Source organism: Streptomyces sp. NPDC041068 (assembly GCF_040647455.1).
Taxonomy (GTDB): Bacteria; Actinomycetota; Actinomycetes; order Streptomycetales; family Streptomycetaceae; genus Streptomyces.
Window position 1 is genome coordinate 398,548 of the sequence record NZ_JBEZCG010000007.1, and the last position, 23,648, is coordinate 422,195.

Annotated in this window: 25 protein-coding genes, 4 tRNA genes and 1 pseudogene; 7 read left to right on the forward strand and 23 right to left on the reverse strand. The window is 70.7% G+C overall.

The window, feature by feature from the left end:
* Positions 1-31 precede the first annotated feature (31 nt).
* Together secE and AB0B50_RS18990 are read right to left on the reverse strand one after the other, a co-directional pair.
* Complete coding sequence (gene secE, locus AB0B50_RS18985; protein ID WP_362332642.1) at positions 32-319, reverse strand: preprotein translocase subunit SecE; 288 nt, start codon at positions 317-319, stop codon at positions 32-34.
* 107 nt (positions 320-426) lie between these two features.
* Positions 427-499: transfer RNA gene (locus AB0B50_RS18990), tRNA-Trp, on the reverse strand.
* Between the two features lie 182 nt (positions 500-681).
* Between AB0B50_RS18990 and AB0B50_RS18995 the strand changes: the two genes are divergently transcribed.
* On the forward strand, positions 682-1,908 hold the full coding sequence (locus AB0B50_RS18995) for a pyridoxal phosphate-dependent aminotransferase (RefSeq protein WP_362332645.1): 1,227 nt from the start codon (positions 682-684) through the stop codon (positions 1,906-1,908).
* Between the two features lie 163 nt (positions 1,909-2,071).
* Positions 2,072-3,091 carry an adenosine deaminase gene (locus tag AB0B50_RS19000; protein ID WP_362332648.1) on the forward strand — a complete coding sequence of 340 codons (1,020 nt, stop codon included), beginning with the start codon at positions 2,072-2,074 and terminating at the stop codon, positions 3,089-3,091.
* Here the strand turns inward: AB0B50_RS19000 and AB0B50_RS19005 are convergent.
* Positions 3,081-3,680: a helix-turn-helix domain-containing protein gene (locus tag AB0B50_RS19005; RefSeq protein WP_362332651.1), complete on the reverse strand. Its 600-nt coding sequence runs from the start codon at positions 3,678-3,680 to the stop codon at positions 3,081-3,083. The two genes, AB0B50_RS19000 and AB0B50_RS19005, sit on opposite strands and share 11 nt — an antisense overlap.
* 85 nt (positions 3,681-3,765) lie before the next feature.
* Between AB0B50_RS19005 and AB0B50_RS19010 the strand changes: the two genes are divergently transcribed.
* Complete coding sequence (locus AB0B50_RS19010) at positions 3,766-4,398, forward strand: NAD(P)H-binding protein (protein WP_362332654.1); 633 nt, start codon at positions 3,766-3,768, stop codon at positions 4,396-4,398.
* A 30-nt stretch (positions 4,399-4,428) separates the two neighbouring features.
* Here the strand turns inward: AB0B50_RS19010 and AB0B50_RS19015 are convergent.
* From AB0B50_RS19015 to AB0B50_RS19050, 8 genes and pseudogenes are all read right to left on the reverse strand, one after another.
* Positions 4,429-5,499: pseudogene (locus AB0B50_RS19015) on the reverse strand (UDP-N-acetylmuramate dehydrogenase); the annotation flags it as partial.
* A 45-nt stretch (positions 5,500-5,544) separates the two neighbouring features.
* Positions 5,545-6,981: a DHA2 family efflux MFS transporter permease subunit gene (locus tag AB0B50_RS19020; RefSeq protein WP_362332657.1), complete on the reverse strand. Its 1,437-nt coding sequence runs from the start codon at positions 6,979-6,981 to the stop codon at positions 5,545-5,547.
* Positions 6,982-7,072: 91 nt separating this feature from the next.
* Positions 7,073-7,630, reverse strand: coding sequence for a helix-turn-helix domain-containing protein (locus AB0B50_RS19025; RefSeq protein ID WP_362332660.1), 558 nt, complete (start codon positions 7,628-7,630; stop codon positions 7,073-7,075).
* 210 nt (positions 7,631-7,840) lie between these two features.
* Positions 7,841-8,269: a MaoC family dehydratase gene (locus tag AB0B50_RS19030; RefSeq protein ID WP_362332663.1), complete on the reverse strand. Its 429-nt coding sequence runs from the start codon at positions 8,267-8,269 to the stop codon at positions 7,841-7,843.
* 4 nt (positions 8,270-8,273) lie between these two features.
* Positions 8,274-8,726 carry a MaoC family dehydratase N-terminal domain-containing protein gene (locus tag AB0B50_RS19035; RefSeq protein WP_362332666.1) on the reverse strand — a complete coding sequence of 151 codons (453 nt, stop codon included), beginning with the start codon at positions 8,724-8,726 and terminating at the stop codon, positions 8,274-8,276.
* Positions 8,727-8,812: 86 nt separating this feature from the next.
* Positions 8,813-8,977 (reverse strand): 50S ribosomal protein L33, encoded by a 165-nt coding sequence (gene rpmG, locus AB0B50_RS19040; RefSeq protein WP_004571794.1) that lies wholly within the window; start codon positions 8,975-8,977, stop codon positions 8,813-8,815.
* Positions 8,978-9,065: 88 nt separating this feature from the next.
* A tRNA-Met gene (locus tag AB0B50_RS19045) sits at positions 9,066-9,138 on the reverse strand.
* 47 nt (positions 9,139-9,185) lie between these two features.
* Positions 9,186-9,258, reverse strand: a tRNA-Thr gene (locus AB0B50_RS19050).
* Positions 9,259-9,501: 243 nt separating this feature from the next.
* Here AB0B50_RS19050 and AB0B50_RS19055 point away from each other — a divergent pair.
* On the forward strand, positions 9,502-10,794 hold the full coding sequence (locus AB0B50_RS19055; protein ID WP_362332669.1) for an amidohydrolase family protein: 1,293 nt from the start codon (positions 9,502-9,504) through the stop codon (positions 10,792-10,794).
* 179 nt (positions 10,795-10,973) lie between these two features.
* On the forward strand, positions 10,974-11,630 hold the full coding sequence (locus tag AB0B50_RS19060) for an NAD(P)H-binding protein (RefSeq protein ID WP_362332672.1): 657 nt from the start codon (positions 10,974-10,976) through the stop codon (positions 11,628-11,630).
* A gap of 47 nt (positions 11,631-11,677) precedes the next feature.
* On the opposite strand, the gene AB0B50_RS19065 is transcribed toward AB0B50_RS19060, so the two are convergent.
* Both AB0B50_RS19065 and AB0B50_RS19070 read right to left on the reverse strand, forming a co-directional pair.
* Positions 11,678-11,890, reverse strand: coding sequence for a hypothetical protein (locus AB0B50_RS19065; RefSeq protein WP_362332675.1), 213 nt, complete (start codon positions 11,888-11,890; stop codon positions 11,678-11,680).
* A gap of 145 nt (positions 11,891-12,035) precedes the next feature.
* Positions 12,036-12,117: transfer RNA gene (locus tag AB0B50_RS19070), tRNA-Tyr, on the reverse strand.
* A 196-nt stretch (positions 12,118-12,313) separates the two neighbouring features.
* On the opposite strand from AB0B50_RS19070, the gene AB0B50_RS19075 reads away from it, so the two are divergent.
* On the forward strand, positions 12,314-12,802 hold the full coding sequence (locus AB0B50_RS19075) for a YajQ family cyclic di-GMP-binding protein (RefSeq protein ID WP_223776178.1): 489 nt from the start codon (positions 12,314-12,316) through the stop codon (positions 12,800-12,802).
* Between the two features lie 118 nt (positions 12,803-12,920).
* Here the strand turns inward: AB0B50_RS19075 and AB0B50_RS19080 are convergent, their stop codons facing one another.
* Positions 12,921-13,187 carry a GlsB/YeaQ/YmgE family stress response membrane protein gene (locus tag AB0B50_RS19080; RefSeq protein WP_362332678.1) on the reverse strand — a complete coding sequence of 89 codons (267 nt, stop codon included), beginning with the start codon at positions 13,185-13,187 and terminating at the stop codon, positions 12,921-12,923.
* A 103-nt stretch (positions 13,188-13,290) separates the two neighbouring features.
* On the opposite strand from AB0B50_RS19080, the gene AB0B50_RS19085 reads away from it, so the two are divergent.
* Entirely contained in the window at positions 13,291-14,523 is a 1,233-nt protein-coding gene (locus AB0B50_RS19085) for an amino acid permease (RefSeq protein WP_362332681.1), read from the forward strand.
* Between the two features lie 28 nt (positions 14,524-14,551).
* Here AB0B50_RS19085 and AB0B50_RS19090 read toward each other — a convergent pair whose 3' ends face one another.
* The 9 genes from AB0B50_RS19090 to AB0B50_RS19130 form a co-directional block, all read right to left on the reverse strand.
* Positions 14,552-15,088 carry an SMI1/KNR4 family protein gene (locus AB0B50_RS19090; protein ID WP_362332684.1) on the reverse strand — a complete coding sequence of 179 codons (537 nt, stop codon included), beginning with the start codon at positions 15,086-15,088 and terminating at the stop codon, positions 14,552-14,554.
* Between the two features lie 63 nt (positions 15,089-15,151).
* On the reverse strand, positions 15,152-16,123 hold the full coding sequence (locus tag AB0B50_RS19095; protein ID WP_362332686.1) for a barstar family protein: 972 nt from the start codon (positions 16,121-16,123) through the stop codon (positions 15,152-15,154).
* 15 nt (positions 16,124-16,138) lie between these two features.
* Complete coding sequence (locus AB0B50_RS19100) at positions 16,139-16,534, reverse strand: YccF domain-containing protein (protein WP_362332689.1); 396 nt, start codon at positions 16,532-16,534, stop codon at positions 16,139-16,141.
* A complete protein-coding gene (gene htpX, locus AB0B50_RS19105) occupies positions 16,531-17,394 on the reverse strand; it encodes a zinc metalloprotease HtpX (protein ID WP_055698192.1) in 864 nt (287 codons plus the stop codon). The genes AB0B50_RS19100 and htpX overlap by 4 nt, the downstream gene beginning before the upstream one ends.
* A gap of 162 nt (positions 17,395-17,556) precedes the next feature.
* The gene (locus AB0B50_RS19110) at positions 17,557-19,095 is read right to left on the reverse strand and encodes an NADH-quinone oxidoreductase subunit N (protein ID WP_362332692.1); all 1,539 of its coding nucleotides are present in this window, start codon (positions 19,093-19,095) and stop codon (positions 17,557-17,559) included.
* Positions 19,092-20,684, reverse strand: a complete 1,593-nt coding sequence (locus AB0B50_RS19115; protein WP_362332695.1) for an NADH-quinone oxidoreductase subunit M — start codon at positions 20,682-20,684, stop codon at positions 19,092-19,094. The genes AB0B50_RS19110 and AB0B50_RS19115 overlap by 4 nt, the downstream gene beginning before the upstream one ends.
* A 6-nt stretch (positions 20,685-20,690) precedes the next feature.
* On the reverse strand, positions 20,691-22,700 hold the full coding sequence (locus AB0B50_RS19120; RefSeq protein ID WP_362332697.1) for an NADH-quinone oxidoreductase subunit L: 2,010 nt from the start codon (positions 22,698-22,700) through the stop codon (positions 20,691-20,693).
* Complete coding sequence (gene nuoK / locus AB0B50_RS19125) at positions 22,697-23,104, reverse strand: NADH-quinone oxidoreductase subunit NuoK (protein ID WP_362332700.1); 408 nt, start codon at positions 23,102-23,104, stop codon at positions 22,697-22,699. Before nuoK ends, AB0B50_RS19120 begins: the two co-directional genes overlap by 4 nt.
* Positions 23,104-23,628: an NADH-quinone oxidoreductase subunit J gene (locus tag AB0B50_RS19130; RefSeq protein ID WP_362332825.1), complete on the reverse strand. Its 525-nt coding sequence runs from the start codon at positions 23,626-23,628 to the stop codon at positions 23,104-23,106. The genes nuoK and AB0B50_RS19130 overlap by 1 nt, the downstream gene beginning before the upstream one ends.
* Positions 23,629-23,648: the final 20 nt, after the last annotated feature.

Here is a 23,648-nt window from a genome sequence, read left to right on the forward strand (position 1 = left end):
GGCGCCGGGAACGGCGCCCTTCGCTCTCGGCTCAGCCGAAGATGTACTTGACAGCGTGGCTGAAGCCATAGTCAATCACGGTCACAAGGCCGATCATGATGACGACGAAGACAATCACCACGGTGGTGTAGGTGCTCAGCTGACTACGAGTCGGCCAGACGACCTTGCGGAGTTCCGCGATGATCTGGCGGTAGAAGAGCGCGAGGCGGCCGAAGGGGCCCTTCTTGCCTCGCTTGCCGCCCTTGCGGGCCTTCTTCTTGGACTCCGGCGCCTCGTCCTCGGCATCAGGCATGTCGATGGAGCCCACGGCGTCCGTCACTCGTCCTCACCTGATTCCGGGTCGTGGCCGTGCCGCGCCCGGTTGAGCCGCACGGCGGTGCATTGCAGTACGTACATGCGCACACATCCTGGCGAAGGAGTGTGTAGCAGGGCCGGAGGGACTTGAACCCCCAACCGCTGGTTTTGGAGACCAGTGCTCTACCAATTGAGCTACGACCCTTTGATTTCCCCCAACCTACCGCATCCGCCCATGTGCACGGAGTGCGTTGAGAGGAAGCGGCCGGTGAGGGCCAACGAGCAGTGAGTGTACGTGGTCTGCGGCCCCCCGTCGAACAGAAAGGGATCCGATGCTCTTGGAAACCCGTGTGCCCGGGCAGTTTCGGGTCTGGAACGATGGGGCTCATGAGCGCTGCTACTCCTCCGACCGAGCGCCGGGTGTCCGCGCGCATCGGCGCGATCTCCGAGTCCGCGACCCTCGCCGTCGACGCCAAGGCCAAGGCCCTCAAGGCCGCCGGGCGCCCGGTGATCGGCTTCGGCGCGGGTGAGCCCGACTTCCCGACGCCGGACTACATCGTCGAAGCGGCCATCGAGGCCTGCAAGAACCCGAAGTTCCACCGCTACACGCCGGCCGGTGGTCTCCCCGAGCTCAAGGCCGCGATCGCCGCGAAGACACTGCGCGACTCGGGCTACGAGGTCGAGGCGTCGCAGATCCTGGTGACCAACGGCGGCAAGCAGGCCATCTACGAAGCGTTTGCCGCGATCCTCGACCCGGGCGACGAGGTCATCGTCCCGGCTCCCTACTGGACGACGTACCCGGAGTCGATCCGTCTCGCCGGCGGTGTCCCGGTCGAGGTCGTCGCCGACGAGACCACCGGATACCGCGTCTCCGTCGAGCAGCTCGAGGCCGCTCGCACGGAGCGCACGAAGGTCGTGCTCTTCGTCTCGCCGTCGAACCCCACGGGTGCCGTCTACAGCGAGGCCGACGCCGAGGCGATCGGACGCTGGGCCGTCGAGCACGGCCTGTGGGTCATGACCGACGAGATCTACGAACACCTCGTCTACGGAGACGCGAAGTTCACCTCGCTCCCCGCGCTCCTGCCCGAGCTGCGCGACAAGTGCATCGTGGTCAACGGTGTCGCCAAGACGTACGCGATGACCGGCTGGCGCGTGGGGTGGATCATCGGCCCGAAGGACGTGGTCAAGGCCGCGACGAACCTCCAGTCGCACGCCACGTCCAACGTCTCCAACGTCGCGCAGGCCGCCGCGCTCGCGGCCGTCTCCGGTGACCTGGTCGCCGTGGAGAAGATGCGCGAGGCCTTCGACCGGCGCCGCAAGACCATCGTGCGGATGCTCAACGACATCGAGGGCGTCATCTGCCCCGAGCCCGAGGGCGCCTTCTACGCCTACCCCTCGGTGAAGGGCCTCATCGGCAAGGAGATCCGCGGCAAGCGCCCGCAGGACTCCGTCGAGCTGGCCGCGCTGATCCTGGAGGAGGCCGAGGTCGCGGTGGTTCCTGGCGAGGCCTTCGGGACGCCGGGTTACCTGCGCCTCTCGTACGCCCTCGGTGACGAGGACCTCGTCGAAGGTGTCTCGCGGATCCAGAAGCTGCTCGGCGAGGCCCGCGACTGACGTCCGGCCCCGGCCGTCGTCGAGGACGGCGGAAAACAGCGCTCCACGCGTGCGTGCGGGCCGTCTCTCCCTCCGGAGAGGCGGCCCGCTTCTTCGTTCGGGGAAGGTCCCGAAGGTGGAAAGCCGCTACCGGGACGCCATGTGCGTACGGCAAGATCCTGGAATGGAGCGTGTACGAGACGTAAGAGAGCTGCCGAAGGCCCATCTGCACCTGCACTTCACCGGGTCGATGCGGCCCACCACCCTGCTGGAGCTCGCCGACAAGTACGGCGTGCGGCTCCCCGAGGCGCTGACCGGTGCCGAGCCACCGAAGCTGCGCGCCACGGACGAGCGCGGGTGGTTCCGCTTCCAGCGGCTCTACGACGCCGCGCGCTCCTGTCTGCGCGAGCCCGAGGACATCCAGCGCCTGGTGCGCGAGGCCGCGGAGGAGGATCTGCGGGACGGGTCGGGGTGGCTGGAGATCCAGGTCGACCCCACCTCGTACGCGCCACGTCTGGGCGGGCTCATCCCGGCCCTGGAAATCATCCTGGACGCCGTCGAGAGCGCCTCGCGGGAGACCGGCCTCGGGATGCGCGTCCTCGTCGCCGCGAACCGCATGAAGCACCCTCTGGACGCGCGCACGCTGGCACGGCTCGCCGTGCGGTACGCGGACCGGGGCATCGTCGGCTTCGGGCTCTCCAACGACGAACGCCGGGGCATGGCGCGGGACTTCGACCGTGCCTTCGCCATCGCGCGTGACGGCGGCCTGCTCGCGGCGCCGCACGGCGGCGAGCTGACGGGGCCCGCGTCGGTGCGGGACTGCCTGGACGACCTGGACGCGGCGCGGATCGGGCACGGGGTGCGGGCCGCCGAGGACCCGCGGCTCCTGAAGCGCCTCGCGGACCGGGGCGTGACGTGCGAGGTGTGCCCGGCGTCCAACGTGGCCCTCGGGGTCTACGAGAAGCCGGAGGACGTGCCGCTGCGGACGCTGTTCGACGCCGGGGTGCCGATGGCGCTCGGCGCGGACGACCCGCTGCTCTTCGGGGCCCGCCTGGCCGACCAGTACGAGATCGCGCGCAGGCACCACTACTTCGACGACGCCGAACTGGCCGAACTGGCGCGGCAGTCGGTGCGCGGCTCGGCCGCGCCCGAGGACGTCCGGGCGAAGCTGCTTGCCGGGGTCGACGAGTGGCTCAGCGACTGATCCCCGCGAGGAGCGTGCGGGCGAGTCCGGACGCGAACTCCTCGACGGGCTGCGGGGGCCGCTTGCCGACCGTGGCGTCGTAGGCGAACGCGCGCTGGGCGCAGGCCCCCATGAGGAGCGAGGCCGCCGCGAAGGTGTCGGCGTCGGGGGCGATCCGGCCGGCGTCGCGCTCGGCGCGGAGATAGGCGTCGAGGGCCTCGATGGGCATGTGGGGCCCAGTGCCCATCTCGCGCATGGAGTCCTCGTGGCGGCGCTTGAGCTTGGTCTCGGCGTACAAGGAGGCCGCGATCGGGAAGCTCTCCGCGTAGAAGTCGCTGGCCAGACGCGCGATCTCGGTGAGGTTCTCCAGGACGCTGCGCTCCCCCGGCTTCTCGACGAGCTCGTTCAGGAGAGGACCGAGCCGGGGCAGCCTCTCCTTCAGGACGCTCACGAACAGCTCTTCCTTGCTCGCGAAGTGCTTGTACAGCGCCGCTTCGGAGCAGCCTGCCGCCTTGGCGATCTCCTTGGTGGTGGCCCGGGCCAGGCCGTGGGTGAACATCAGTTCGTGGGCCGCGTCGAGGATGCGGACCCGGGTGGGCTTCTGCTGCATGGGAGTCCAACCGGCTTGACGAGGGGGTGAGTGCTTACTCACTCTAGAGGTGAGTGAATACTTACCCACCTGGAGAGGGTGCGCAATGAAGCTCACGGTGTTCGGTGCGACCGGCGGTGTCGGTCAGGAGATCGTTCGGCAGGCGCTCACGGCGGGGCACCAGGTCACGGCCGTGGTGCGCGACCCGGCGCGGTTCACCGTGACGGGGAAGGGCCTTGAGGTCTTCCCTGCGGACGTGCGGGATCCGGAGGCGCTGCGCGCGGCGGTCGCGGGCCGGGACGCGGTGCTTTCGGGCCTCGGGGCGCGCACGCGCGCGGACACGGGGGTCGTCACGGAGCTGACGCGCTCCGTGGTGCGCGCGATGGACGCGGAGGGCGTGCGGCGGCTCGTGGTCGTGAGTGCGGGCCCGGTGGGCCCGCAGCCCGCGGACTCGCCGCTCTTCGACCGCGCCCTGCGGGTCGTGATCGGCATGATCTTCAAGGGTGTGTACGCCGACCTGACCGTCATGGAGGCCGACCTGGCGGGCAGCGCGACGGACTGGACGTCGGTCCGCCCGCCGAGGCTCCTGGACAAGCCCCTCACCGGCACCTACCGGAAGGTCGTGGGCGGCTTCCCGCGCGCGGGGCGCACGATCGCACGCGCGGACGTGGCGCACGCGATGCTCGGGGTGATCAACGATCCGGCGACCGTGAAGCAGGGAGTCGGAATCGCCGACTGACGTTCAGGGGACAGCGCTGCCGGGAGGCCCCTAGAGGCTGACGCCGACCGTCACCGGTTCGTTGACCAGCGTGACCCCGAAGGCGTCCCGCACCCCGGCGACGACCTCGCGCGCCAGCGCCAGCAGGTCCTCGGTGGTCGCGCCGCCGCGGTTGGTGAGGGCGAGGGTGTGCTTGGTGGAGATGCGGGCCCTGCCCTCTCCGTAGCCCTTGGTGAAGCCCGCCTTGTCGATGAGCCAGGCGGCCGAGGTCTTCACGTGACCGTCGCCCGTCGGGAAGGCGGGCGGGGCGACGTCCGGGCCGAGGCGGTCCGTCACGCGCGCGTGGAAGGCGGCGAACTCCTCCTCGGTGAGGATCGGGTTGGTGAAGAAGGACCCGGCGGACCAGCTGTCGTGGTCCTCGGGGTCGAGCACCATGCCCTTGCCCGCGCGGAGCTTCAGAACGGTCTCGCGGGCAACCGCTGCCGGGACCCGCTCGCCCGCCTCGACACCGAGCGTGCGCGCCGTCTCGGGGTACTTGAGGGGGGCGCTCATGCCGTGCGCGTCCTCGAGCTCGAAGCGGACCCGCAGGACCACGAAGCGGTCGGGATCAGCCTTGAAGCGGCTGTGGCGGTACGAGAACTCGCACTCGGCGTTCGGAATCGCAACCGTCTCGTGCGTCTTCCGGTCGTACGCGATCACCTCGGTGATCGTCGACGAGACCTCCTGGCCGTACGCCCCCACGTTCTGGATCGGCGTCGCGCCCGCGGAGCCGGGGATTCCGGCCAGGCACTCGATGCCCGCGAGACCGGCCTCGACCGTGCGGGCGACCGCGTCGGTCCAGACCTCACCGGCCGCCAACTCCAGCTTCGTGCCGTCGAGTTCGAAGCCGCGGGTGGCGATGCGCAGGGCGGTGCCGTCGAAGCCCTTGTCGCCGATGACCAGGTTCGAGCCGCCGCCGATGAGCAGCAGCGGGGTGCCCGACTTGTCGGCCTCGCGGACGGCGGCGATCACCTCGGCGTCGGTCGTCGCGGTGATCAGACGGGTCGCGGCGCCACCGAGACGGAAGGTGGTCAGCGGGGCGAGGGGGGCATCGTGGAGTTCCTGCACGTGCTCAAGGGTACGAGAACGGCCCCGCCGGTCAGGGCGGGGCCGTTCTCCTGCGGTCGCTCAGGCGGCGACGAGCGTGTCCGCCGCCTTCGGAGCGGCCGCCTCGGGCGCCCCGGGCGCCGTCCGCCGGGACGGGATGCACAGCGCCGCCACCGCCGCGAGGGCCACTGTCGCGGCGCCCACCCACAGCGCGGGCACCAGGCCGTCCACGAAGTTCTGCGCGGGCAGGTAGCCGCCCTGCGCCGTGAAGATCGAGGACATCACGGCGATGCCGAGGGCCCCGCCGACCTCGCGCAGCGCGTTGTTGGCGCCGGACGCGATGCCCTGCTCGTGCGACCGGACGCCGGACATGACCAGGTTGGAGGCCGGCGCGAAGAACAGGGACATCCCGACACCGCTGATGATCAGGGCCGGCAGCTGCGCGGCATACGAGGCGTCGGGCGCCACCACGACGGCGTACCAGGCCAGACCCACGGCCTGAAGGAAGAGTCCGGTGGCGACGACCGGGCGGCCGCCGAGCCGGTCGGAGAGGTACCCGGCGAGCGGCGAGACGAGCATCGGCATACCGGTCCAGGGCAGCATCCGCAGCCCGGCCTCGGTGGGCGAGTAGCCGAGGATGCCCTGCATGTACTGGCTGAGCAGGAAGATCGAGCCGAACATCCCGAGGAACATCAACAGGCTCGCGGCGTTGATCCCGGAAAACGCACGACTACGGAAGAGGCGCATCGGGAGGATCGGCGCCTTGTTGTGGATCCCGTGGTGGATGAAGCCGCCGAGCAGCGCGGCACCCGCGATCAGGCTGGTCAGGACGGTGGCACTGGACCAGCCGTCGAGAGGCCCGCGCACCAGGGCGTACACGATTCCGAAGAGTCCGCCGCTGGCGAGCAGGGTGCCTGCGATGTCGAGGCGCGCCCCGGGGCCGTACGACTCGGCGAGGCGCAGACGGGCGAGCGGCAGCAGGGCCGCACCGAGCGGGACGTTCAGCCAGAAGATCCACTGCCAGGAGACGTGCTCGGTGAGGCTGCCGCCGATCAGCGGGCCACCGGCGACCGCAAGGCCGTTGACGGCGCCCCATATGCCGTACGCCATACCGCGCTTGGCGGCGGGCACGGCCGCCGTGAGGAGGGTCAGCGTGAGCGGCATCATGATCGCGGCGCCGACGCCCTGCACCGCGCGGGCGGCGATCAGCGCCTCGATGCCGGGCGCGAGGGCCGCGGCGGCGGAGGCCCCGGTGAAGACCGTGAGGCCCACGGTGAAGAGCCTGCGGCGGCCGAAGCGGTCACCCAGGGCCGCGCCGAACATCAACAGCACGGCGAAGGTGAGGGTGTAGGCGCTCACCGTCCACTCGAGGTCGTGCAGCGCTCCTCCGAAGTCCTCGCGGATGGAGGGCAGCGCGGTGGTGACGACGAGATTGTCGAGTGCCGCCATGAACCCGGCGACGCTGGTGATGACGAGGGCCCACACCGCTCCCCCACCCCGTGCGGTCTGCTCTGACATTTACTTCCCCCTGAGGTTAGTTATTGATGACTAACTTTCGTGGACACGAAAATGCGCACCCCTGTGACACACGCTTTTCGCCGCTCGGACTTCAGGGCTTGGGCTGCGCCGAGTCGTAGAAGCCGCTCCACACCCGGTGGTCGGACTGGAACCCCATCGACACCAGGACGTTGACCAACATCCCGTACGCCAGGAACTGCGTCGTCTCGTTCACGTCCGCCCCCAGTGCGAGACAGACCGTGTCATACATCTCCATCCAGGAGGCCCGCAGTGCCACCCCGAGCTCGTGATCGCCGGTGGCCTCCGCGGCGGTCACGGCGACGTAGATCTGCATCTGCATGAACAGCTTGTCCGGGTCGTCGGCGATGAGCGCCTGATAGGCCCGCCCCATGGCGTGCACGGCCTCCTCGGCGTCCAGCCCTTCGGCCGCCACCCTGAAGACCTCCGTGACCTCCTGGCAGCACCGCTCGGCCGCGGCCAGGAAGATGGCCTGCTTGCCCGGGAAGAGTCGGAAGAGATACGGCTGCGAGACACCCACGCGCCTGGCGATCGCCTCGGTGGAGGTGCCCTTGTAGCCGGCGCGGGCGAATTCGACCATCGCCGCGCGGATGACGCTCTCGCGCCGCTCCTCTGCGCTCATCCTGACCATGCGCGAAAGTTAGTGGCCAATCACTAAGCAGTCAAGAGGCTCGGAGACTCCCCACCGGGCAGCCGCCCTTCACCCATGCGTAAGGGGCGCCCCACCATGGGGGACGCCCCTTACCCGTCTCTACGTAGAGACGGGTGCCCACATAGAGACCTGTGCCTACATAGAGGCCTGCGCCTACATAGAGCACCGACAATCGTCGGACGCCAGCCGTCAGGCCAGCTGTACGACCGCTCGCGACATGCCGAGCACCTTCTGCTCCGCGCTCTTGGCGAGGAGGTCGACCCGCACGCGGTTGTCGTCCAGCTTGGCCGCGACCTTGGCGCTGACCTCGATGGTGGCGCCCTTGTCGTCGTTGGGGACGACGACGGGCTTGGTGAAGCGCACGCCGTACTCGACGACCGTGCCCGGGTCGCCCACCCAGTCGGTCACGACGCGGATCGCCTCGGCCATGGTGAACATGCCGTGCGCGATGACGTCGGGAAGGCCGACCTCGACCGCGAACTTCTCGTTCCAGTGGATCGGGTTGAAGTCTCCCGAGGCACCCGCGTACCGCACCAACGTGGCACGCGTCACAGGAAAGCTCTGGGCCGGCAGCTCGGTGCCGACCTCGACGTCCTCGTACGCAATCTTCGCCGTCATCGCCTCACGCCTCCTCTGCCGCACGCGCGACGAGCTTGGTCCAGGCCGTTACGACGTGCTCGCCCGCCTCGTCGTGGACCTCGCCGCGGATGTCCAGGATGTCGTTGCCCGCGAGCGACTTGATCGACTCGATGGTCGAGGTGACCGCGAGGCGGTCACCCGCGCGCACGGGGCGGGTGTAGGCGAACTTCTGGTCGCCGTGCACGACGCGGCTGTAGTCCAGGCCCAGCTGCGGGTCCTCGATGACCTGACCCGCGGCCTTGAAAGTGATCGCGAACACAAAAGTCGGCGGGGCGATCACGTCGGAGTGACCGAGCGCCTTGGCCGCCTCCGTGTCGGTGTACGCCGGATTGGCATCCCCCACCGCCTCGGCGAACTCGCGGATCTTCTCCCTGCCGACCTCATAAGGATCAGTGGGGGGATAGGAACGCCCCACGAAGGACTGGTCGAGCGCCATGGACTCGGCACCTCCTGCGGTTGGTTTCGTAAACGACACGAGGCCGCCCCCAACAAACGGGGACGGCCTCGTGTACGAGCCTGTGTTTAGCGCGTTTCGCGGTGCGCAGTGTGCGCGTTGCAGCGCGGGCAGTGCTTCTTCATCTCAAGACGGTCCGGGTCGTTACGCCGGTTCTTCTTGGTGATGTAGTTCCGCTCCTTGCACTCCACGCAGGCCAGCGTGATCTTCGGGCGGACGTCGGTGGCAGCCACGTGAGTGCTCCTTGACGGACGGATGGACGGATGAACGCAAAAAAGAGTAGCCGATCGAAGGACCGACCCCACAATCGGCTACCAGGAGTAGCGGTGACCGGACTTGAACCGGTGACACAGCGATTATGAGCCGCTTGCTCTACCGACTGAGCTACACCGCTGCGATGCCGGATCCCCCCGCCCGAAGGCGAGGATCACTCGACATCAGAGCCCCAATGCGGAATCGAACCGCAGACCTTCTCCTTACCATGGAGACGCTCTACCGACTGAGCTATTGGGGCGAGCGATGAAGACATTACACGGTTGGTCGCCGATCGCCCAAATCCGTTTCGCCAGGGCCGTCCCGGGGCATCGGGAAGCCCGCCTCACAGGTCTGTGAACGCCCCATCCGTGCACTCGCACCACACCGGTACGACTATTGCGCTCCTCCTCGAAGCGGGCCTTTCGCCGTCCTAGGCTCGACTCACGCTGCGTGATCTTGACGGCACGAGCGACCGCAGCCGCCGCCGAGCCCCAGGAGCGCGATGCCCGACAGCCACCCGCAGCAGCCCCACTCCTCCGGCTCCTCCGGCTCCTCGGGCTCCGACTCGACGGGCTCCGGGGCCGTGCTCCTCTGCGGCGCGCGGCTCACCGACGGCCGGACCGTGGACGTCCGGCTCGGCGGCGGGCGCATCGAGGCGGTCGGCACGGCCGGCAGCCTGAGCGCCCACGCCGCGCGCGTGGACCTCGGCGGCTATCTCCTCCTGCCTGCGGCCGCGGAGCCGCACGCCCACGGCGACACGGCGCTCTCGGCGGACGTGGCGGGCCCCGTCTCGTACGACGTCCCCGACGTGCAGCGCAGGGCCACGGAGGCGGCGCTGCTGCAGCTCGGGCACGGCGCCACCGCGCTGCGCTCGCACGTGCGGATCGGCGATGTCCAGGGGCTCGGCCCCATGGAGGCGGTACTGCAGGCGCGGCGGTCGCTGCGGGGCCTGGTCGATCTGACGGCGGTCGCCGTGCCACGGCTGCTGACCGGCGTCGCGGGCGCAGACGGGCTCGCAATGCTGCGGGACGCGGTGAAAATGGGCGCCTCCGTAGTGGGCGGTTGCCCCGATCTGGACCCTGATCCGACGGGGTACGCGGAGGCGGTCCTGGAGCTCGCCGCGGAGCACGGCTGCCCCGTGGACCTGCACACGGACGGTGACGATCCGGCGCGGCTCGGGCGGCTCGCGGCGATGGCGGGCGGGCTGCGGGCCGGAGTGACGATCGGGCCGTGCGGGGGCCTCGGGCGGCTGCCCAGGGATGTGGCCTCGCGCACCTCCGACCAGCTCGCGGCGGCGGGCGTGACGGTGGTCTGCCTGCCTCAGGGCGGGTGCGGGAGCGCGGAGCGGCGCGGGGTGGCTCCCGTGCGGCTGTTGCGGGCGGCGGGGGTGCGGGTCGCCGCGGGCAGCGGTGCCATGCGGGACGTGTCGAACCCGGTGGGGCGCGGGGATCCGCTGGAGGCCGCGTATCTGCTGGCCTCGCGGTGCGGGCTGCGGCCCGAGGACGCCTACGGCGCGGTGAGCGGGGCGGCGCGGGCGGCCATGGGGCTGCCCGAGGTGCGGGTCGAGGCGGGCTTCCCCGCGGAACTCCTCGCGGTGCGCGGCGACCGGCTCGCGGGGGCGCTGTCACTCGCGTACAGCCGGATCGTGGTGCATCGGGGGCGCGTCGTGGCGCGGACCAGCGCGGTGCGCGAGTACTGCGACTCGGCCGCGGCGGTGGCGCTGGACCTGCCTCGGCAGGGGCGATCCACGGGGGCTGCTCCTGGGCGCGCGAAGGGCGACGAGGCGTCGTCCTGAAGTCCTGAGGGCGGCGGCAGCTTCTGAGGGCGGCGGAGGGAGCGGAGGGGTTCGGGCGGGCTTCTGCGGGCGGATGCCTTCGCCACGTACGCGCAGGTGCCCCTTGACCGATTCCGCCGATTCCGGCCCTCCACGCGCGCGTGGAGCGCTCGCGTCCGCGCTGTCGTACGGTCGGGAGTATGCGCATTGTCATCGCTGGGGGTCATGGTCAGATCGCGCTGCGGCTGGAGCGTCTGCTCGCCGCGCGCGGTGACGAAGTCGCCGGGCTGATCCGCAACGCCGGGCAAGAGGACGATCTGCGCGCGGCCGGTGCCGAACCGGTGCTGTGCGACCTGGAGTCGGCGTCGGTCGACGAGGTCGCCGGGCATCTGCGCGGCGCCGACGCGGCCGTCTTCGCGGCGGGCGCGGGGCCGGGCAGCGGCGCCGACCGCAAGAACACCGTGGATCGTGGCGCGGCCGTGCTCTTCGCGGACGCGGCGGAGCGGGCCGGGGTGCGGCGCTACATCGTCGTGTCGTCGATGGGCGCCGACCCGGCGCACCAGGGCGACGAGATCTTCGACGCGTACCTGCGGGCCAAGGGCGAGGCGGACGCGGACGTACGCGCGCGTGCCGCCCTGGACTGGACGATCCTGCGTCCCGGGATGCTGACGGACGACGCGGGCACCGGCCTCGTGCGCCTGGAGGCGTCGACCGGGCGCGGGCCGATCCCGCGGGACGACGTCGCCGCGGTGCTCGCGGAGCTCTTGGAGACGTCGGCGACGGCCGGGCTGACGCTGGAGCTGATCAGCGGGTCCGTGCCGGTCTCGGTGGCGGTCAAGTCGGTTGCGGGGAACTGAGGTCCGGGGATCGGGCCGCGGCGCCCGCAGCCGCCGCTGAGGCCCGTTCAGAACAGCGGGAGCTGTCCGGGGCACTCCGGGACCACGTACCCGTCCAGGGCGGGCTGTGCGGCGCCCAGCTGGGCCTGCCTGCGGGAGCCGGGGCAGGAGATCAGGTCACCGGTGCCGCGCGGGCCCGGTGGGTCGTGACGGGCGAACCGTCCGCCGACGACGGCGATCTCGCGGCGGCACTCCGGGCAGTTTCTGCGACGCGTGGACATGGGGCCATTTTGTGCCCAGTGCTTGGCGAACACAGCCCGGTGCTCAGCTAACACGGCCCCGTGGCCTGCGAACACGCACGAAAACGCATACGAAAAGACCCTCCCCGTCTTGCGTTTCCGCAAGTCGGAGAGGGTCTCCTTCGTGTGGCGGCGCCAGGATTCGAACCTGGGAAGGCTGAGCCGGCAGATTTACAGTCTGCTCCCTTTGGCCGCTCGGGCACACCGCCGGGTTTGCTGCCTGGCCCCGCTTTCGCGGCGCTCCGTGGCAACGACGTAAACGATACCTGATGCACAGGGGTGCTTCGCCACCCGATTGATCGGCACCCCGCGCGGGGGTGGTGGCTAGGCTTTGCGGATGCGGCCAGCGTCAGTCGGCCGTGTATCCGCTGAGTACGCATACCCCGATACAAGGAGCCACAGGACATGGCCGACTCCAGTTTCGACATCGTCTCGAAGGTCGAGCGGCAGGAGGTCGACAACGCCCTCAACCAGGCCGCCAAGGAGATCTCGCAGCGCTACGACTTCAAGGGCACGGGTGCCTCGATCTCGTGGTCCGGCGAGAAGATCCTGATGGAGGCGAGCGGCGAGGAGCGGGTCAAGGCGATCCTCGATGTCTTCCAGTCCAAGCTGGTCAAGCGCGGCATCTCGCTGAAGGCGCTGGACGCGGGCGAGCCGCAGCTGTCCGGCAAGGAGTACAAGATCTTCGCCTCGATCGAGGAGGGCATCTCCCAGGAGAACGCGAAGAAGGTCGCGAAGATCATCCGCGATGAGGGCCCCAAGGGCGTCAAGGCGCAGGTCCAGGGCGACGAGCTGCGGGTCAGCTCGAAGAGCCGGGACGACCTGCAGGCCGTGCAGGCGCTGCTCAAGGGGCAGGACTTCGACTTCGCGCTGCAGTTCGTGAACTACCGGTAAGTCCCGGTCGGCCGGCGGCCCGGTGCCGAGCTGCCGTTCGCAGGTGTACGACGAAGGGCGGGCACCCCACGTGGGGTGCCCGCCCTTGCTGCTGGCCGCAGTTCGGGGGAACGGTGCCTCAGCGGCGCGAGTGGCCGAAGAGGATGCGGTAGGCGACCAGCAGGACGAGGGAGCCGCCGATGGCGGCGGCCCAGGTGGCTCCGTCGTAGAAGTCGTTGGCGATCGGGCGGTCGAGGTAGCGGGCGGATATCCAGCCGCCGATGAAGGCACCCGCGATGCCGATCACGGTCGTGCCGATGAAACCGCCCGGGTCACGTCCGGGCAGCAGCAGTTTGGCGACGGCTCCGGCCAGCAGTCCCAGAACGATCCAGCTGATGATGCCCATGCGGTGACCTGACCTTTCTCGCGCGGTGAGCTTTTGTGCGCTGTTGTCCTCAAGGACGTCTCTACGGAGGAGCACGGTTGCGGTGATCCGTAAGGTGCGGCGTATGACACAGCGGGTGGAACTTCGGCGGACGCTCGGGGTCTTCGACGCGGTGGTGATCGGCCTCGGGGCAATGGTGGGGGCCGGGATCTTCGTGGCGCTCGGGCCGGCGGCGCGGGCCGGGGGCTCGGGGCTGCTGATCGGTCTCGCGGTCGCCGGTGTTGTCGCGTACTGCAATGCGACGGCCTCGGCTCGGCTCGCGGCGCGGTATCCGGCCTCGGGCGGCACCTACGTCTACGGGCGGGAGCGGCTCGGGGAGTTCTGGGGGTATCTGGCGGGCTGGGCGTTCGTCGTCGGCAAGACCGCCTCGTGCGCGGCGATGGGGTTGACCGTCGGGGCGTACGTCTGGCCGGGGCAGGCGCATGCGGTGGCGGTGGGGGCCGTGGTGCTGCTGACTGCCGTGAATTACCTGGGTGTTCAGAAGTCGGCGTGGCTGACGCGCGGGATCGTGGCGGTGGTGCTTGCCGTGCTTGCGGCGGTCGTGACCGTCTGTCTCGGGTCGGGGGCGTCCGACGCCGGGCGTCTGGGCGTGGGGCTCTCGGGCGGGGTCGGTGGGGTGCTGCAGGCTGCCGGGCTGCTGTTCTTCGCCTTCGCCGGGTACGCGCGGATCGCGACGCTCGGCGAGGAGGTGCGGGATCCGGCGCGCACGATCCCGCGGGCCGTCCCGCTGGCGTTGGGCATCACGCTGTGCGTGTACGCCGCTGTCACGGTGGCCGCGCTGTCCGTGCTGGGGACCGACGGGCTCGCCGGGGCCACCGCTCCGCTGGCCGACGCGGTGCGGGCGGCGGGGGCTCCGGGGCTCGTGCCGGTGGTGCGGGTGGGCGCGGCGGTGGCGGCGCTGGGATCGCTGCTCGCGCTGATCCTGGGCGTCTCCCGGACGACGCTGGCGATGGCGCGGGACGGGCATCTGCCGGGGGCGCTCGCGGCCGTGCATCCGCGCTTCCGGGTGCCGCACCGGGCGGAGCTCGCCGTCGGTGCCGTGGTCGCGGTGGTGGCGGCGACGGTGGATGTGCGGGGGGCGATCGGCTTCTCCTCCTTCGGGGTGCTCGTGTACTACGCGGTCGCCAATGCCTCGGCGTGGACGCTGAGTTCGTCGCCCGTCGCGCGCTCCCTGCCGTTGCTGGGTGGTGTCGGGTGCGTGACGCTGGCGTTCTCCTTGCCGGTGTCCTCGGTGGTGGCAGGTTCGCTGGTGCTGGCGGTGGGGGCTGGGGTGTACGGGGTGCGGAGACGGCGCTGACGGCTTCGGGGAGGCCGTCGGAGCGTGTTCACGCGCGCGTGCGGTCGTCCTGCCAAGTCGGCAGGTCCACGCCGTCGTTCTCCTCCTCGTACCACCCCGTGCCGTCGAGCCATGACGTGAGCCAGGCGGTGAGGGACGGGGAGTCGACGAACCAGGCGCGCTGCGGGTCGCCGCCGTTGGGTTCGAAGAGCAGGACCTGGGCCGTGTCGGTGCGGCAGTCCACGCACGCGTACATCGCGCAGCCCCAGTGGGAGATCGGCAGCACGCCTTCGGGCCAGCCCCAGTCGGAGGCGCGCATCGCGAGGTACTTCTCGACGACGGCCGGCTCGCCTCCGGACGACTTGCCCTCGAGCAGGGGCAACAAGCCGTACTCCGGGCCGAATCCGCCGTCTCCTATGCGGGTGTAGAGCGCGGCGAGCAGCGGCGGCAGGCAAAAGCCGAGGGTGGCCTCGGCCCGTGCCAGGGTCTCCTCGTCCGCGGGGGCGGGCAGGGAGTCCCAGCCCCACGGGCGGGTGGCGCGCGCCTCGGCGGCGACGCGGGCCAGCAACTGCTCGGTCTCGGTCATGAGTTCATGGTGGACCACGGCACTGACAACGGCCCCCGGGCCCCTCCCCCGCCCGCTCGACCGTCAGTCCAGGACGACCTCGACGTCCATCAGCACGAGGAAGTCGACCAGTTCCTCGAAGGACGGCGGGCGGCGGTCCGTGCGGGGTGTGACGCCCAGACAGGTCCGGGCGGTGCGCGCGTCGTGCCAGACGAGAGTGAACGGCGGCCGTGCGCCCGGGGCTTCGCTCAGGCAGCGGGAGAGGGTGTCCACGTTCCGTCCGAAGTACCCTCCGGGGCCGTTCATCGCCTCGCCGAGCGCGCAGTAGAAGGCGGGCTCGTCGGTGATGTGGCGGCCGTCGAGGTGGCGCATCGTGGCCGGCTGTTCGGGGGCCGGCTCAAGGTTCGGCTCGGGATTCGGTCCGGGGTCCGGCTCGGGATTCGGTCCGGGGTCCGGCTCGGGATTCGGTCCGGGGTCCGGCTCGGGATTCGGTCCGGGCTGCGGTCGGTGGTTCGGCCCGAGCCGCGGTCGGCTGTTCGGTCCGTGCCGTCTCGACGCCTCCTGCGCGACGGCCAGCCAGTGGGTCCGGCCTTCCGTGCCGTGCCGCGCCCAGAGGTTGGGTTCGGTGGGGCGGCCGCGCCACCAGACGTCCCAGACCTCTCCGGCGGCGCGCGGCGGCCGTACGGTCCACGGGTCCAGCGCGAGGTCGACGAGGCCGCGCCCGCGCGCGGACGGGATCCAGGCGACGACCTCGCCCTCCACGGCGTACTGCAGCGTCTGGCCCTGTCGGCCGAGGCGCAGGACCGTGCCGTGTCCGAGGTCTCCCTTGCCGGCCGCCAGCGCCTCCCTCAGGGCTCCGCGCGGCGAGCAGCCGAGCAGTCGTACGGGAGGCTCCGCGAGCTCCTCCGGCGCGCCGTCACGCCCCTCAAGGGCTCCTGCCACGCCGGGCGGTTGATCGGCGAAGAGGTGCTCCGCGTCCGCGCACAGGGCCCAGATCTCGTCGCACGGGGACGCGTCGGGGTCGTACGCGGCGAGGGCGTACCTCGGCGGCTGCACCGGAGTGCGTCCGTTCTAGTAGCGCGCGGCGAACGGCTGGTCCGTGCGGACGATCTCGCGGCCCAGGGGCAGCAGGGAGACCGGGATCAGCTTGAAGTTGGCGATGCCCAGGGGGATGCCGATGATCGTGACGCACAGGAGGAAGCCCGTGACGATGTGGCCGATCGCGAGCCACCAGCCCGCGAGGACCAGCCACAGGACATTGCCGACGCAGGAGGGCGCGCCCGCGTCGCGGCGCTCCACCGTGGTGTAGCCGAAGGGCCACAGGGCATAGCGGCCGATGCGGAAGCTGGCCAGGCCGAACGGGATGCCGATGATCGTGATGCAGAGCAGCGCACCCGCGAGGAGGTAGCCCAGGAACATCCAGAATCCGCAGAGGACGAGCCATATGACGTTGAGGATTGTCTTCACTGCTGGCGACCTGCCATCTGCTCGAGTCGGGCGATGCGCTCCGCCATCGGCGGATGCGTGGAGAACATCTTGGACATGCCCTGCCCCGGGCGGAAGGGGTTCGCGATCATCATGTGACTCGCCGTCTCGAGGCGGGGCTCGGGCGGGAGCGGCAACTGCTTTGTCCCTGCGTCGAGTTTACGCAGGGCGCTCGCGAGGGCGAGCGGGTCACCGGTGAGCTGCGCGCCGGACGCGTCGGCCTCGTACTCCCTGGAGCGGCTGATGGCGAGCTGGATGATGGAGGCCGCCAGCGGGCCGAGCAGCATGATCAGGAGCATCCCGAAGATGCCGGGGCCGTCGTTGTCGTTCGACCGGCCGACCGGGATCAGCCAGGCGAAGTTGACCAGGAACATGATCACGGAGGCGAGGGCGCCCGCCACCGAGGAGATCAGGATGTCGCGGTTGTAGACGTGGCTGAGCTCATGGCCGATGACGCCGCGCAGCTCTCTCTCGTCGAGGATCCGCAGGATGCCGTCCGTGCAGCACACGGCCGCGTTGCGCGGATTGCGGCCCGTGGCGAACGCGTTCGGCGCCTCGGTCGGTGAGATGTACAGGCGAGGCATCGGCTGGCGGGCCTGGGTGGAGAGCTCGCGGACCATGCGGTAGAGCTCGGGGGCCTCGAACTCGCTCACCGGGCGGGCACGCATGGCGCGCAGGGCCAGCTTGTCGCTGTTCCAGTACGCGTACGCATTGGTGCCGAGCGCCACGAAGAGCGCGACGATCAGGCCCGTACGCCCGAAGAAACTGCCGATGACAAGGATGAGCGCGGACAGTCCCCCGAGGAGTACGGCAGTCTTCAACCCGTTGTGCCGGCGGTGCACGGTACGCCCTCCTGGTGGTGCGTGGGGGAACCCTCTGCTGACTGGTGCTTCCACTGTTCAGTGGACCCTCCCGTACTGGTCAACGCCAGGCGGGGAGCACTAGTTCCCTTGTGCACGCAGGAGCGGTGTAGGCCGCGCGAGTGACGGCCCGCACGGGCCGCGTCAGAACAGGCCGGTGTCCGAGAACCTCAGGACGAGCTGGGGCGCTCCGGAGAGGGCGACGCCGAGGACCGCCGTCAGCGCGATGGCCGCGGTGAGCGGGGCCGGGATGCGGTGCTTGACCGGCTCTCCCTCGGGGGCGCGGAACAGGAGCGCGGTCCACTGGAGGTAGTAGAACAGCGCGATCACCACGTTCACGGCCATCACCACGGCGAGCCAGCCCAGGCCCGCGTCGACCGCGGCCGAGAAGACCGTGACCTTCGCGAAGAGCCCGATGATGCCGGGCGGCAGGCCCGCGAGGCAGAGCAGGAAGAAGGCGAGAACCAGGGCTGCCAGCGGGCTGCGCGCGTACAGGCCGCGGTAGTCGCTGATGCGGTTCAGGCGCCGTGCGCGGCCGACGAGGGCCGCCACGGCGAAGGCTCCGAGGTTCACGGCCGCGTACATCAGGGCGTACGCGACGGTGGAGCCGATGGCCTTCTCGGCGCCGGCGGTGTCGTCTGCGTATCCGGCGGCGGCGATCGGCACCAGGAGGTAGCCCGCCTGCCCGACGGAGGACCAGGCAAGGAGGCGTACCGCGCTGTACGCGCGCGTGGCCTGCTGCCGTAGTGCGGCGACGTTGCCCGCGGTCATGGTGAGCGCGGCGAGGACGGCGAGTGCCGGACCCCAGACGTCCGCGTACGACGGGAAGGCGACGACGGTCACGAGGATGAGCCCGGTGAAGCCGACGGCCTTTCCGACGACGGAGAGGTACGCGGCGACCGGAAGGGGCGCGCCCACGTAGGTGTCGGGCACCCAGAAGTGGAAGGGGACGGCCGCCACCTTGAAGGCGAAGCCGACGAGGGTCAGGGCGACGCCGGTCTGGGCGAGCGTGTGCAGCTGTCCGTCGACGTCCTGGAGCTTGGTGGCGATCTCCGTGAGGTGCAGGGTGCCGGTCGCCGCGTACACGAAGCTGACGCCCATGAGGCTCACCGCGGTCGCGGTGACCGAGGACAGGAAGAACTTCAGGGCGGCTTCGGAGGAGCGCTTGTCGCCGTGCCTGAGGCCGACGAGGGCGAAGGCCGGCAGGGAGGCGACCTCCAGGGCGACGATGAGCGTCGCGAGGTCGCGCGAGGCGGGCAGCAGGGCGGCGCCCGCCGCGGAGGAGAGCAGCAGGAACCAGAACTCCCCTTCGGGGAGTTCGCCCTTGGAGCCCTTGGCGTCCTTGAGGGTGCTCATGGAGAGCAGGGCGGCGAGCAGGGCGCCGCCGAGGACGAGGAGTTGGATGACGAGGGTGAAGCGGTCGGCGGTGTAGCTGCACGTCTGCGTGCCGCCGGTCAGGCAGAACGTCGAGCGGTCCTCGTCCAGGAGGGGCAGCAGGGTGAGCGCGGCCGCGGCCAGGCCCGCCACGGAGATCCAGCCGAGCAGGGCCTTCTTGCCGTCGGCCACGAAGAGGTCGGCGACGAGCACGAGGAGACCGACGACCGCCGCGATGGTCGGCGGTGCGATCGCGACCCAGTCGACGGACTGGACGAGGCTTGCGGCGCTTTCGGCGGCCACGGTCACGACTTGCCTCCAGTGAGGAGCTTCTGCACGGCCGGGTCGGTCAGACCGAGGAGAGCCGCGGGCCAGAGTCCGGCGAGGACGGTGAGGGCGACGAGCGGGGTCCAGGCCGCGAACTCGTAGCCGTGGACGTCGGCGAGGGCCTTGGGCGCGGGCTCGTCGCTCGCGGCCCGCGGCATCGGGCCCATGCAGACACGGCGTACGACGATGAGCATGTACGCGGCGGTGAGCAGCGTGCCGAAGGCCGCGATCGCCATGAAGGTGAGGAAGGCGGGACGGCTCAGGTCGTCGGCGGGCTTGAACGCTCCGAACAGCGCGAGCATTTCGCCCCAGAACCCGGCGAGGCCCGGCAGGCCGAGCGAGGCGACGGCGCCGAAGGCGAGCAGGCCGCCGAGGCGGGGCGCCTTGCCGTAGAGCGCGGCGCCGGACTCCTGCGCGAGGGAGTCGAGGTCGGTGGTGCCGGTGCGGTCCTTGAGCGCGCCGACGAGGAAGAAGAGCAGGCCGGTGATGAGGCCGTGGGCGATGTTGGCGAACAGCGCGCCGTTCACGCCGGTCGGGCTCATCGTCGAGATGCCGAGCAGCACGAAGCCCATGTGGCCGACGGACGAGTACGCGATGAGGCGCTTGAGGTCGCCCTTCGCCCCCTGCTTGGCGAGCGCGAGGCAGGCCAGGGAGCCGTAGATGATCCCGACGACCGCGAAGGCCGCGAGGTACGGCGCGAACTCCCGCATTCCGTCAGGGGCGACGGGGAGGACGATCCGGACGAACCCGTACGTACCCATCTTCAGCAGGACGCCGGCCAGCAGGACCGAGCCGACGGTGGGCGCGGCGGTGTGGGCGTCCGGCAGCCAGCTGTGCAGCGGCCACATCGGCGTCTTGACCGCGAGCCCGATCCCGATCGCCAGAACGGCGATGACCTGCACGGATGTGGTCAGCTCACGGCCGTTGTCAGTGGCGAGTGCCACCATGTCGAATGTGCCGGACTTGAGCCCGATGAGGAGCAGGCCCAGCAGCATGACGACGGAGCCGAGCAGCGTGTAGAGGATGAACTTCCAAGCCGCCTGGGTCCGTTGCTCACCGCCCCAGCGGGCGATGAGGAAGTACATCGGGATGAGCACCATCTCGAACGCCAGGAAGAACAGCAGCAGATCGAGGACGGCGAAGGTCGCGAGGGTGCCGGACTCGAGCACGAGGATCAGTGCCACGAATGCCTTGGGAGACGGGCCCGACGGCATTTTGAAGTAGGAGTACAGCGCGCAGAGGAAGGTCAGCAGCGCGGTCAGGACCAGAAGGGGGAGCGAGATGCCGTCGATGCCGAGATGGATGCGCACGTCGAGTGCGGGGATCCAGCTGATATCGGTCGTGGCCTGCATCTTCGAGGGCTGGTCGTGGTCGAACCCGAGCGCGAGGACGATCGCGGCGAGCAGGATCGCGCCGGTCACGGTCACGCCGTGGCGGAGCACGGCCTGGTCGGGCGACTTCCCCTTCAGTCCGGGCGGGGCCGGGAGGAGAGCCGCCACGGCGCCGATGAGCGGGCCGACGACGATCAACGCCAGAAGAAACTGCATCACGGACTCACTGATACCGATCACGGCTGCTCACGCTCCGGCGGTGGCGACGAGGACGGCGGCGACGGCCAGGACGACCGTGCCTGCGAGCAGCGCGCTCAGATAGGTCTGCACATTGCCGGTCTGCGCGCGGCGGACCGCCGCGCCGAGCCAGCGGGGTGCCGCGCCCGCGCCGCGTACGTACGTCTCCACGACCTCGCGGTCGAGGAAGCGGACGAGGCGCGCGGAGGCCTGGACGGGCCGCACGAACAGGGCGGCGTAGACGGCGTCGAGGTGGAAGCCGACGGCGGCGTGGCGGTGCAGCGGGCCGAGCAGCAGACGGCCGGGGTCGGCCGGGTCGGGTGCCGAGGCCACGTCTCCGTACGCGGGGGCGTGGGTGGCGATGGCCTCCGCCTCGACCAGGCCGCCGTCGCCGTCCGGGCTCGCGGCGACCGCGCCCATCGGGACCCGGGCGGCGAGCGCCGTGGTGTGCCGCCACGCGCCGTAGGTGACGAGGGCGCCGACGAGGGCGAGGCCCGTGCCAAGGACCGAGGTCGTGAGCGTCGGGGTGAGTGAGTGGCCGTCGAACCAGTCCGGCAGGACGCCGACGGCGAGACCGAAGGCGAGGGAGGGGACGGCGAGCACCCAGAGCACGGCGGTCATGGCGATCGGCTGCTTCCCGTGGTCCGGGGCCTGCGCTCCCCTGCCGTGGAAGGCGAGCAGCCACAGGCGCGTCGCGTAGGCGGCGGTGAGGAGGGCGGTGAGCAGACCGGCGACGAGGACGATCCAGCCCGCGGCGGTGGGCGCGGACTCGGCGTGGCCGGTGGCCGTGTGCTCGGCGGCGCCGAGCACCGCCTCCTTGGAGAAGAAGCCGCTGAACGGCGGGATCGCGGCGAGCGCGAGGAGCGCCACGGTCATCGTCCAGTAGGCGTCCGGGATGCGGTCGCGCAGGCCCTTCATCCGGGACATCGCGGCCAGTGAGTTGGTGCCGGCGGCGTGGATGATCACGCCCGCCGCGAGGAACAGGAGCGCCTTGAAGGCGCCGTGCGACAGGAGGTGGAAGACGGCGGCACCGCGGTCGCCGACGGCGAGGGCGCCGGTCATGTAGCCGAGCTGGCCGACCGTCGAGTACGCGAGGACGCGCTTGATGTCGTCCTGGGCGAGCGCGGCGAGGGCCGAGCCCGCCATGGTCACGGCGGCCATGACGGCGAGGACGACCAGGGCCGCGGCGGAGGCGGCGAAGACCGGGAGGAGCCTGGCCACGAAGTAGACCCCGGCGGCGACCATCGTCGCGGCGTGGATCAGCGCGGAGACGGGCGTGGGGCCCGCCATCGCGTCGGGGAGCCAGGTGTGCAGCGGGAACTGCGCGGACTTTCCGGCCACGCCCGCGAGGAGCAGCAGAGCGATCAAGGTCGGGTGGTCGAGGCCGCCGTCCGCGACCGTCGCGAGGATCGTCGTGATGCGGAAGGAGCCCGTGTCGACGGCGAGCGCGAACAGGCCGATCAGGAAGGGGACATCACCGAGCTTGGTGACCAGGAACGCCTTCAGGGATGCGGCGCGTGCCTCGGGCGTCTCCCAGTAGTGGCCGACCAGGAAGTACGAGCAGATGCCCATGATCTCCCAGCCGACCAGGAGCACCATCAGGTCGCCGGAGTAGACGACGAGCAGCATCGCGGAGGTGAAGAGGGAGACGAGAGCGGCGTACGAGGGGTAGCGCGGGTCCTCGCGGAGGTAGCCCGTCGAGTAGATCTGCACGCACGAGGCGACGACGCCGACCAGGACGGCGACGAGGGCGGCGAAGCCGTCGATGTGCAGGGCGAGCTCGATGGGGACCGAGCCGGTCGGGGTGAGTTCGGTGGCGGCGTCGAGCGGAGCCGTCCCGCCGCCGGTGCCGCCGCCCTGGCGGACGGCCACGAGCACGGCGAGGAGCAGGGCCGTCAGTGTGGGCAGCACCGCGAGGGGGCGTACGAGACCGGGGACCGTGCGGCCGAGCAGCAGGCCCGCGGCCGCGCCCAGGAACGGAAGGAGGGGGACGAGGACGGCGAGGGTGGTCGTGGTCACGCGGTGGCCTCAGCCTTCTGCGCCGGTGCGGTCTCTTCGTCGGTGCCGCCGTCGGTGCCGTCGTCGGTACCGCCGTCGGTGCCGTCGTCCGGGCCCTCGGCGGTGTCGCGGAGGTCGTCGACGGCGGAGCTGCCGCGGTTGCGGTAGACCGCCAGGACGATCGCGAGGCCGATGCCGATCTCGGCCGCGGCGATGGCGATGGTGAAGAGGGTCAGGGCCTGCCCTGCGTGGAGGGAGTCGCGGAGCCAGACGTCGAAGGCAACGAGGTTGAGGTTGACGGCGTTGAGCATCAGCTCGACGGACATCAGGACCAGGATCGCGTTGCGGCGGGCGAGCACGCCGTACAGGCCGACGCAGAAGAGGAGGACGGCGAGGACGGCGGGATAGGCGAGGTGGAGGTGCATCAGCGGTTGTCCTCCTGGTCCTGGGCGGCTCGGTCCTGGGCGGCCTTCTTGCGGGACAGGACGATCGCGCCGACGAGCGCGGCGAGCAGGAGGACCGAGAGCGCCTCGAAGGGGAGCACCCAGTGCCGGAAGAGGATCGATCCGGTCACGTGGGTGGAGCCCTGGGCGGCGCCGTCCAGGTCGATCACCGTCGTACGGAAGGCGTCCACGACGACCCAGACCAGGGCGGCGGCAGCGGCGAGGGCGACCGCGAGCGCGATCGGACGGTTGCCCGAATCCGCGTCCGGGGAGCGGCCGATGGGCGCCCTGGTGAGCATCAGTCCGAAGAGGAGGAGGACGACGACGGAACCGACGTAGATGAGGACCTGCACCCAGGCGATGAACTCGGCGGTCAGGAGGAGGTACTCGACGGCGAGGCCGCCGAGGGCCACCACCAGCCACAGGGCGGCGTGCACCAGTTGCTTGGTCGTGACGGTGATGACCGCCGCGCCGAGGGTGACGAGGCCGACCAGGAGGAAGGCGATCTCGACGCCGGTCGGGGAGA

Bases quoted from the DNA above. Each gene is read 5' to 3' on its own strand.
- AB0B50_RS18995 (WP_362332645.1), top strand. From the start codon at position 682: ATGAGCGCTGCTACTCCTCCGACCGAGCGCCGGGTGTCCGCGCGCATC.
- AB0B50_RS19000 (WP_362332648.1), top strand. From the start codon at position 2,072: ATGGAGCGTGTACGAGACGTAAGAGAGCTGCCGAAGGCCCATCTGCAC.
- AB0B50_RS19005 (WP_362332651.1), bottom strand. From the start codon at position 3,680: ATGCAGCAGAAGCCCACCCGGGTCCGCATCCTCGACGCGGCCCACGAA.
- AB0B50_RS19010 (WP_362332654.1), top strand. From the start codon at position 3,766: ATGAAGCTCACGGTGTTCGGTGCGACCGGCGGTGTCGGTCAGGAGATC.
- AB0B50_RS19020 (WP_362332657.1), bottom strand. From the start codon at position 6,981: ATGTCAGAGCAGACCGCACGGGGTGGGGGAGCGGTGTGGGCCCTCGTC.
- AB0B50_RS19025 (WP_362332660.1), bottom strand. From the start codon at position 7,630: ATGGTCAGGATGAGCGCAGAGGAGCGGCGCGAGAGCGTCATCCGCGCG.
- AB0B50_RS19030 (WP_362332663.1), bottom strand. From the start codon at position 8,269: ATGACGGCGAAGATTGCGTACGAGGACGTCGAGGTCGGCACCGAGCTG.
- AB0B50_RS19035 (WP_362332666.1), bottom strand. From the start codon at position 8,726: ATGGCGCTCGACCAGTCCTTCGTGGGGCGTTCCTATCCCCCCACTGAT.
- AB0B50_RS19055 (WP_362332669.1), top strand. From the start codon at position 9,502: ATGCCCGACAGCCACCCGCAGCAGCCCCACTCCTCCGGCTCCTCCGGC.
- AB0B50_RS19060 (WP_362332672.1), top strand. From the start codon at position 10,974: ATGCGCATTGTCATCGCTGGGGGTCATGGTCAGATCGCGCTGCGGCTG.
- AB0B50_RS19065 (WP_362332675.1), bottom strand. From the start codon at position 11,890: ATGTCCACGCGTCGCAGAAACTGCCCGGAGTGCCGCCGCGAGATCGCC.
- AB0B50_RS19075 (WP_223776178.1), top strand. From the start codon at position 12,314: ATGGCCGACTCCAGTTTCGACATCGTCTCGAAGGTCGAGCGGCAGGAG.
- AB0B50_RS19080 (WP_362332678.1), bottom strand. From the start codon at position 13,187: ATGGGCATCATCAGCTGGATCGTTCTGGGACTGCTGGCCGGAGCCGTC.
- AB0B50_RS19085 (WP_362332681.1), top strand. From the start codon at position 13,291: ATGACACAGCGGGTGGAACTTCGGCGGACGCTCGGGGTCTTCGACGCG.
- AB0B50_RS19090 (WP_362332684.1), bottom strand. From the start codon at position 15,088: ATGACCGAGACCGAGCAGTTGCTGGCCCGCGTCGCCGCCGAGGCGCGC.
- nuoK (WP_362332700.1), bottom strand. From the start codon at position 23,104: ATGCACCTCCACCTCGCCTATCCCGCCGTCCTCGCCGTCCTCCTCTTC.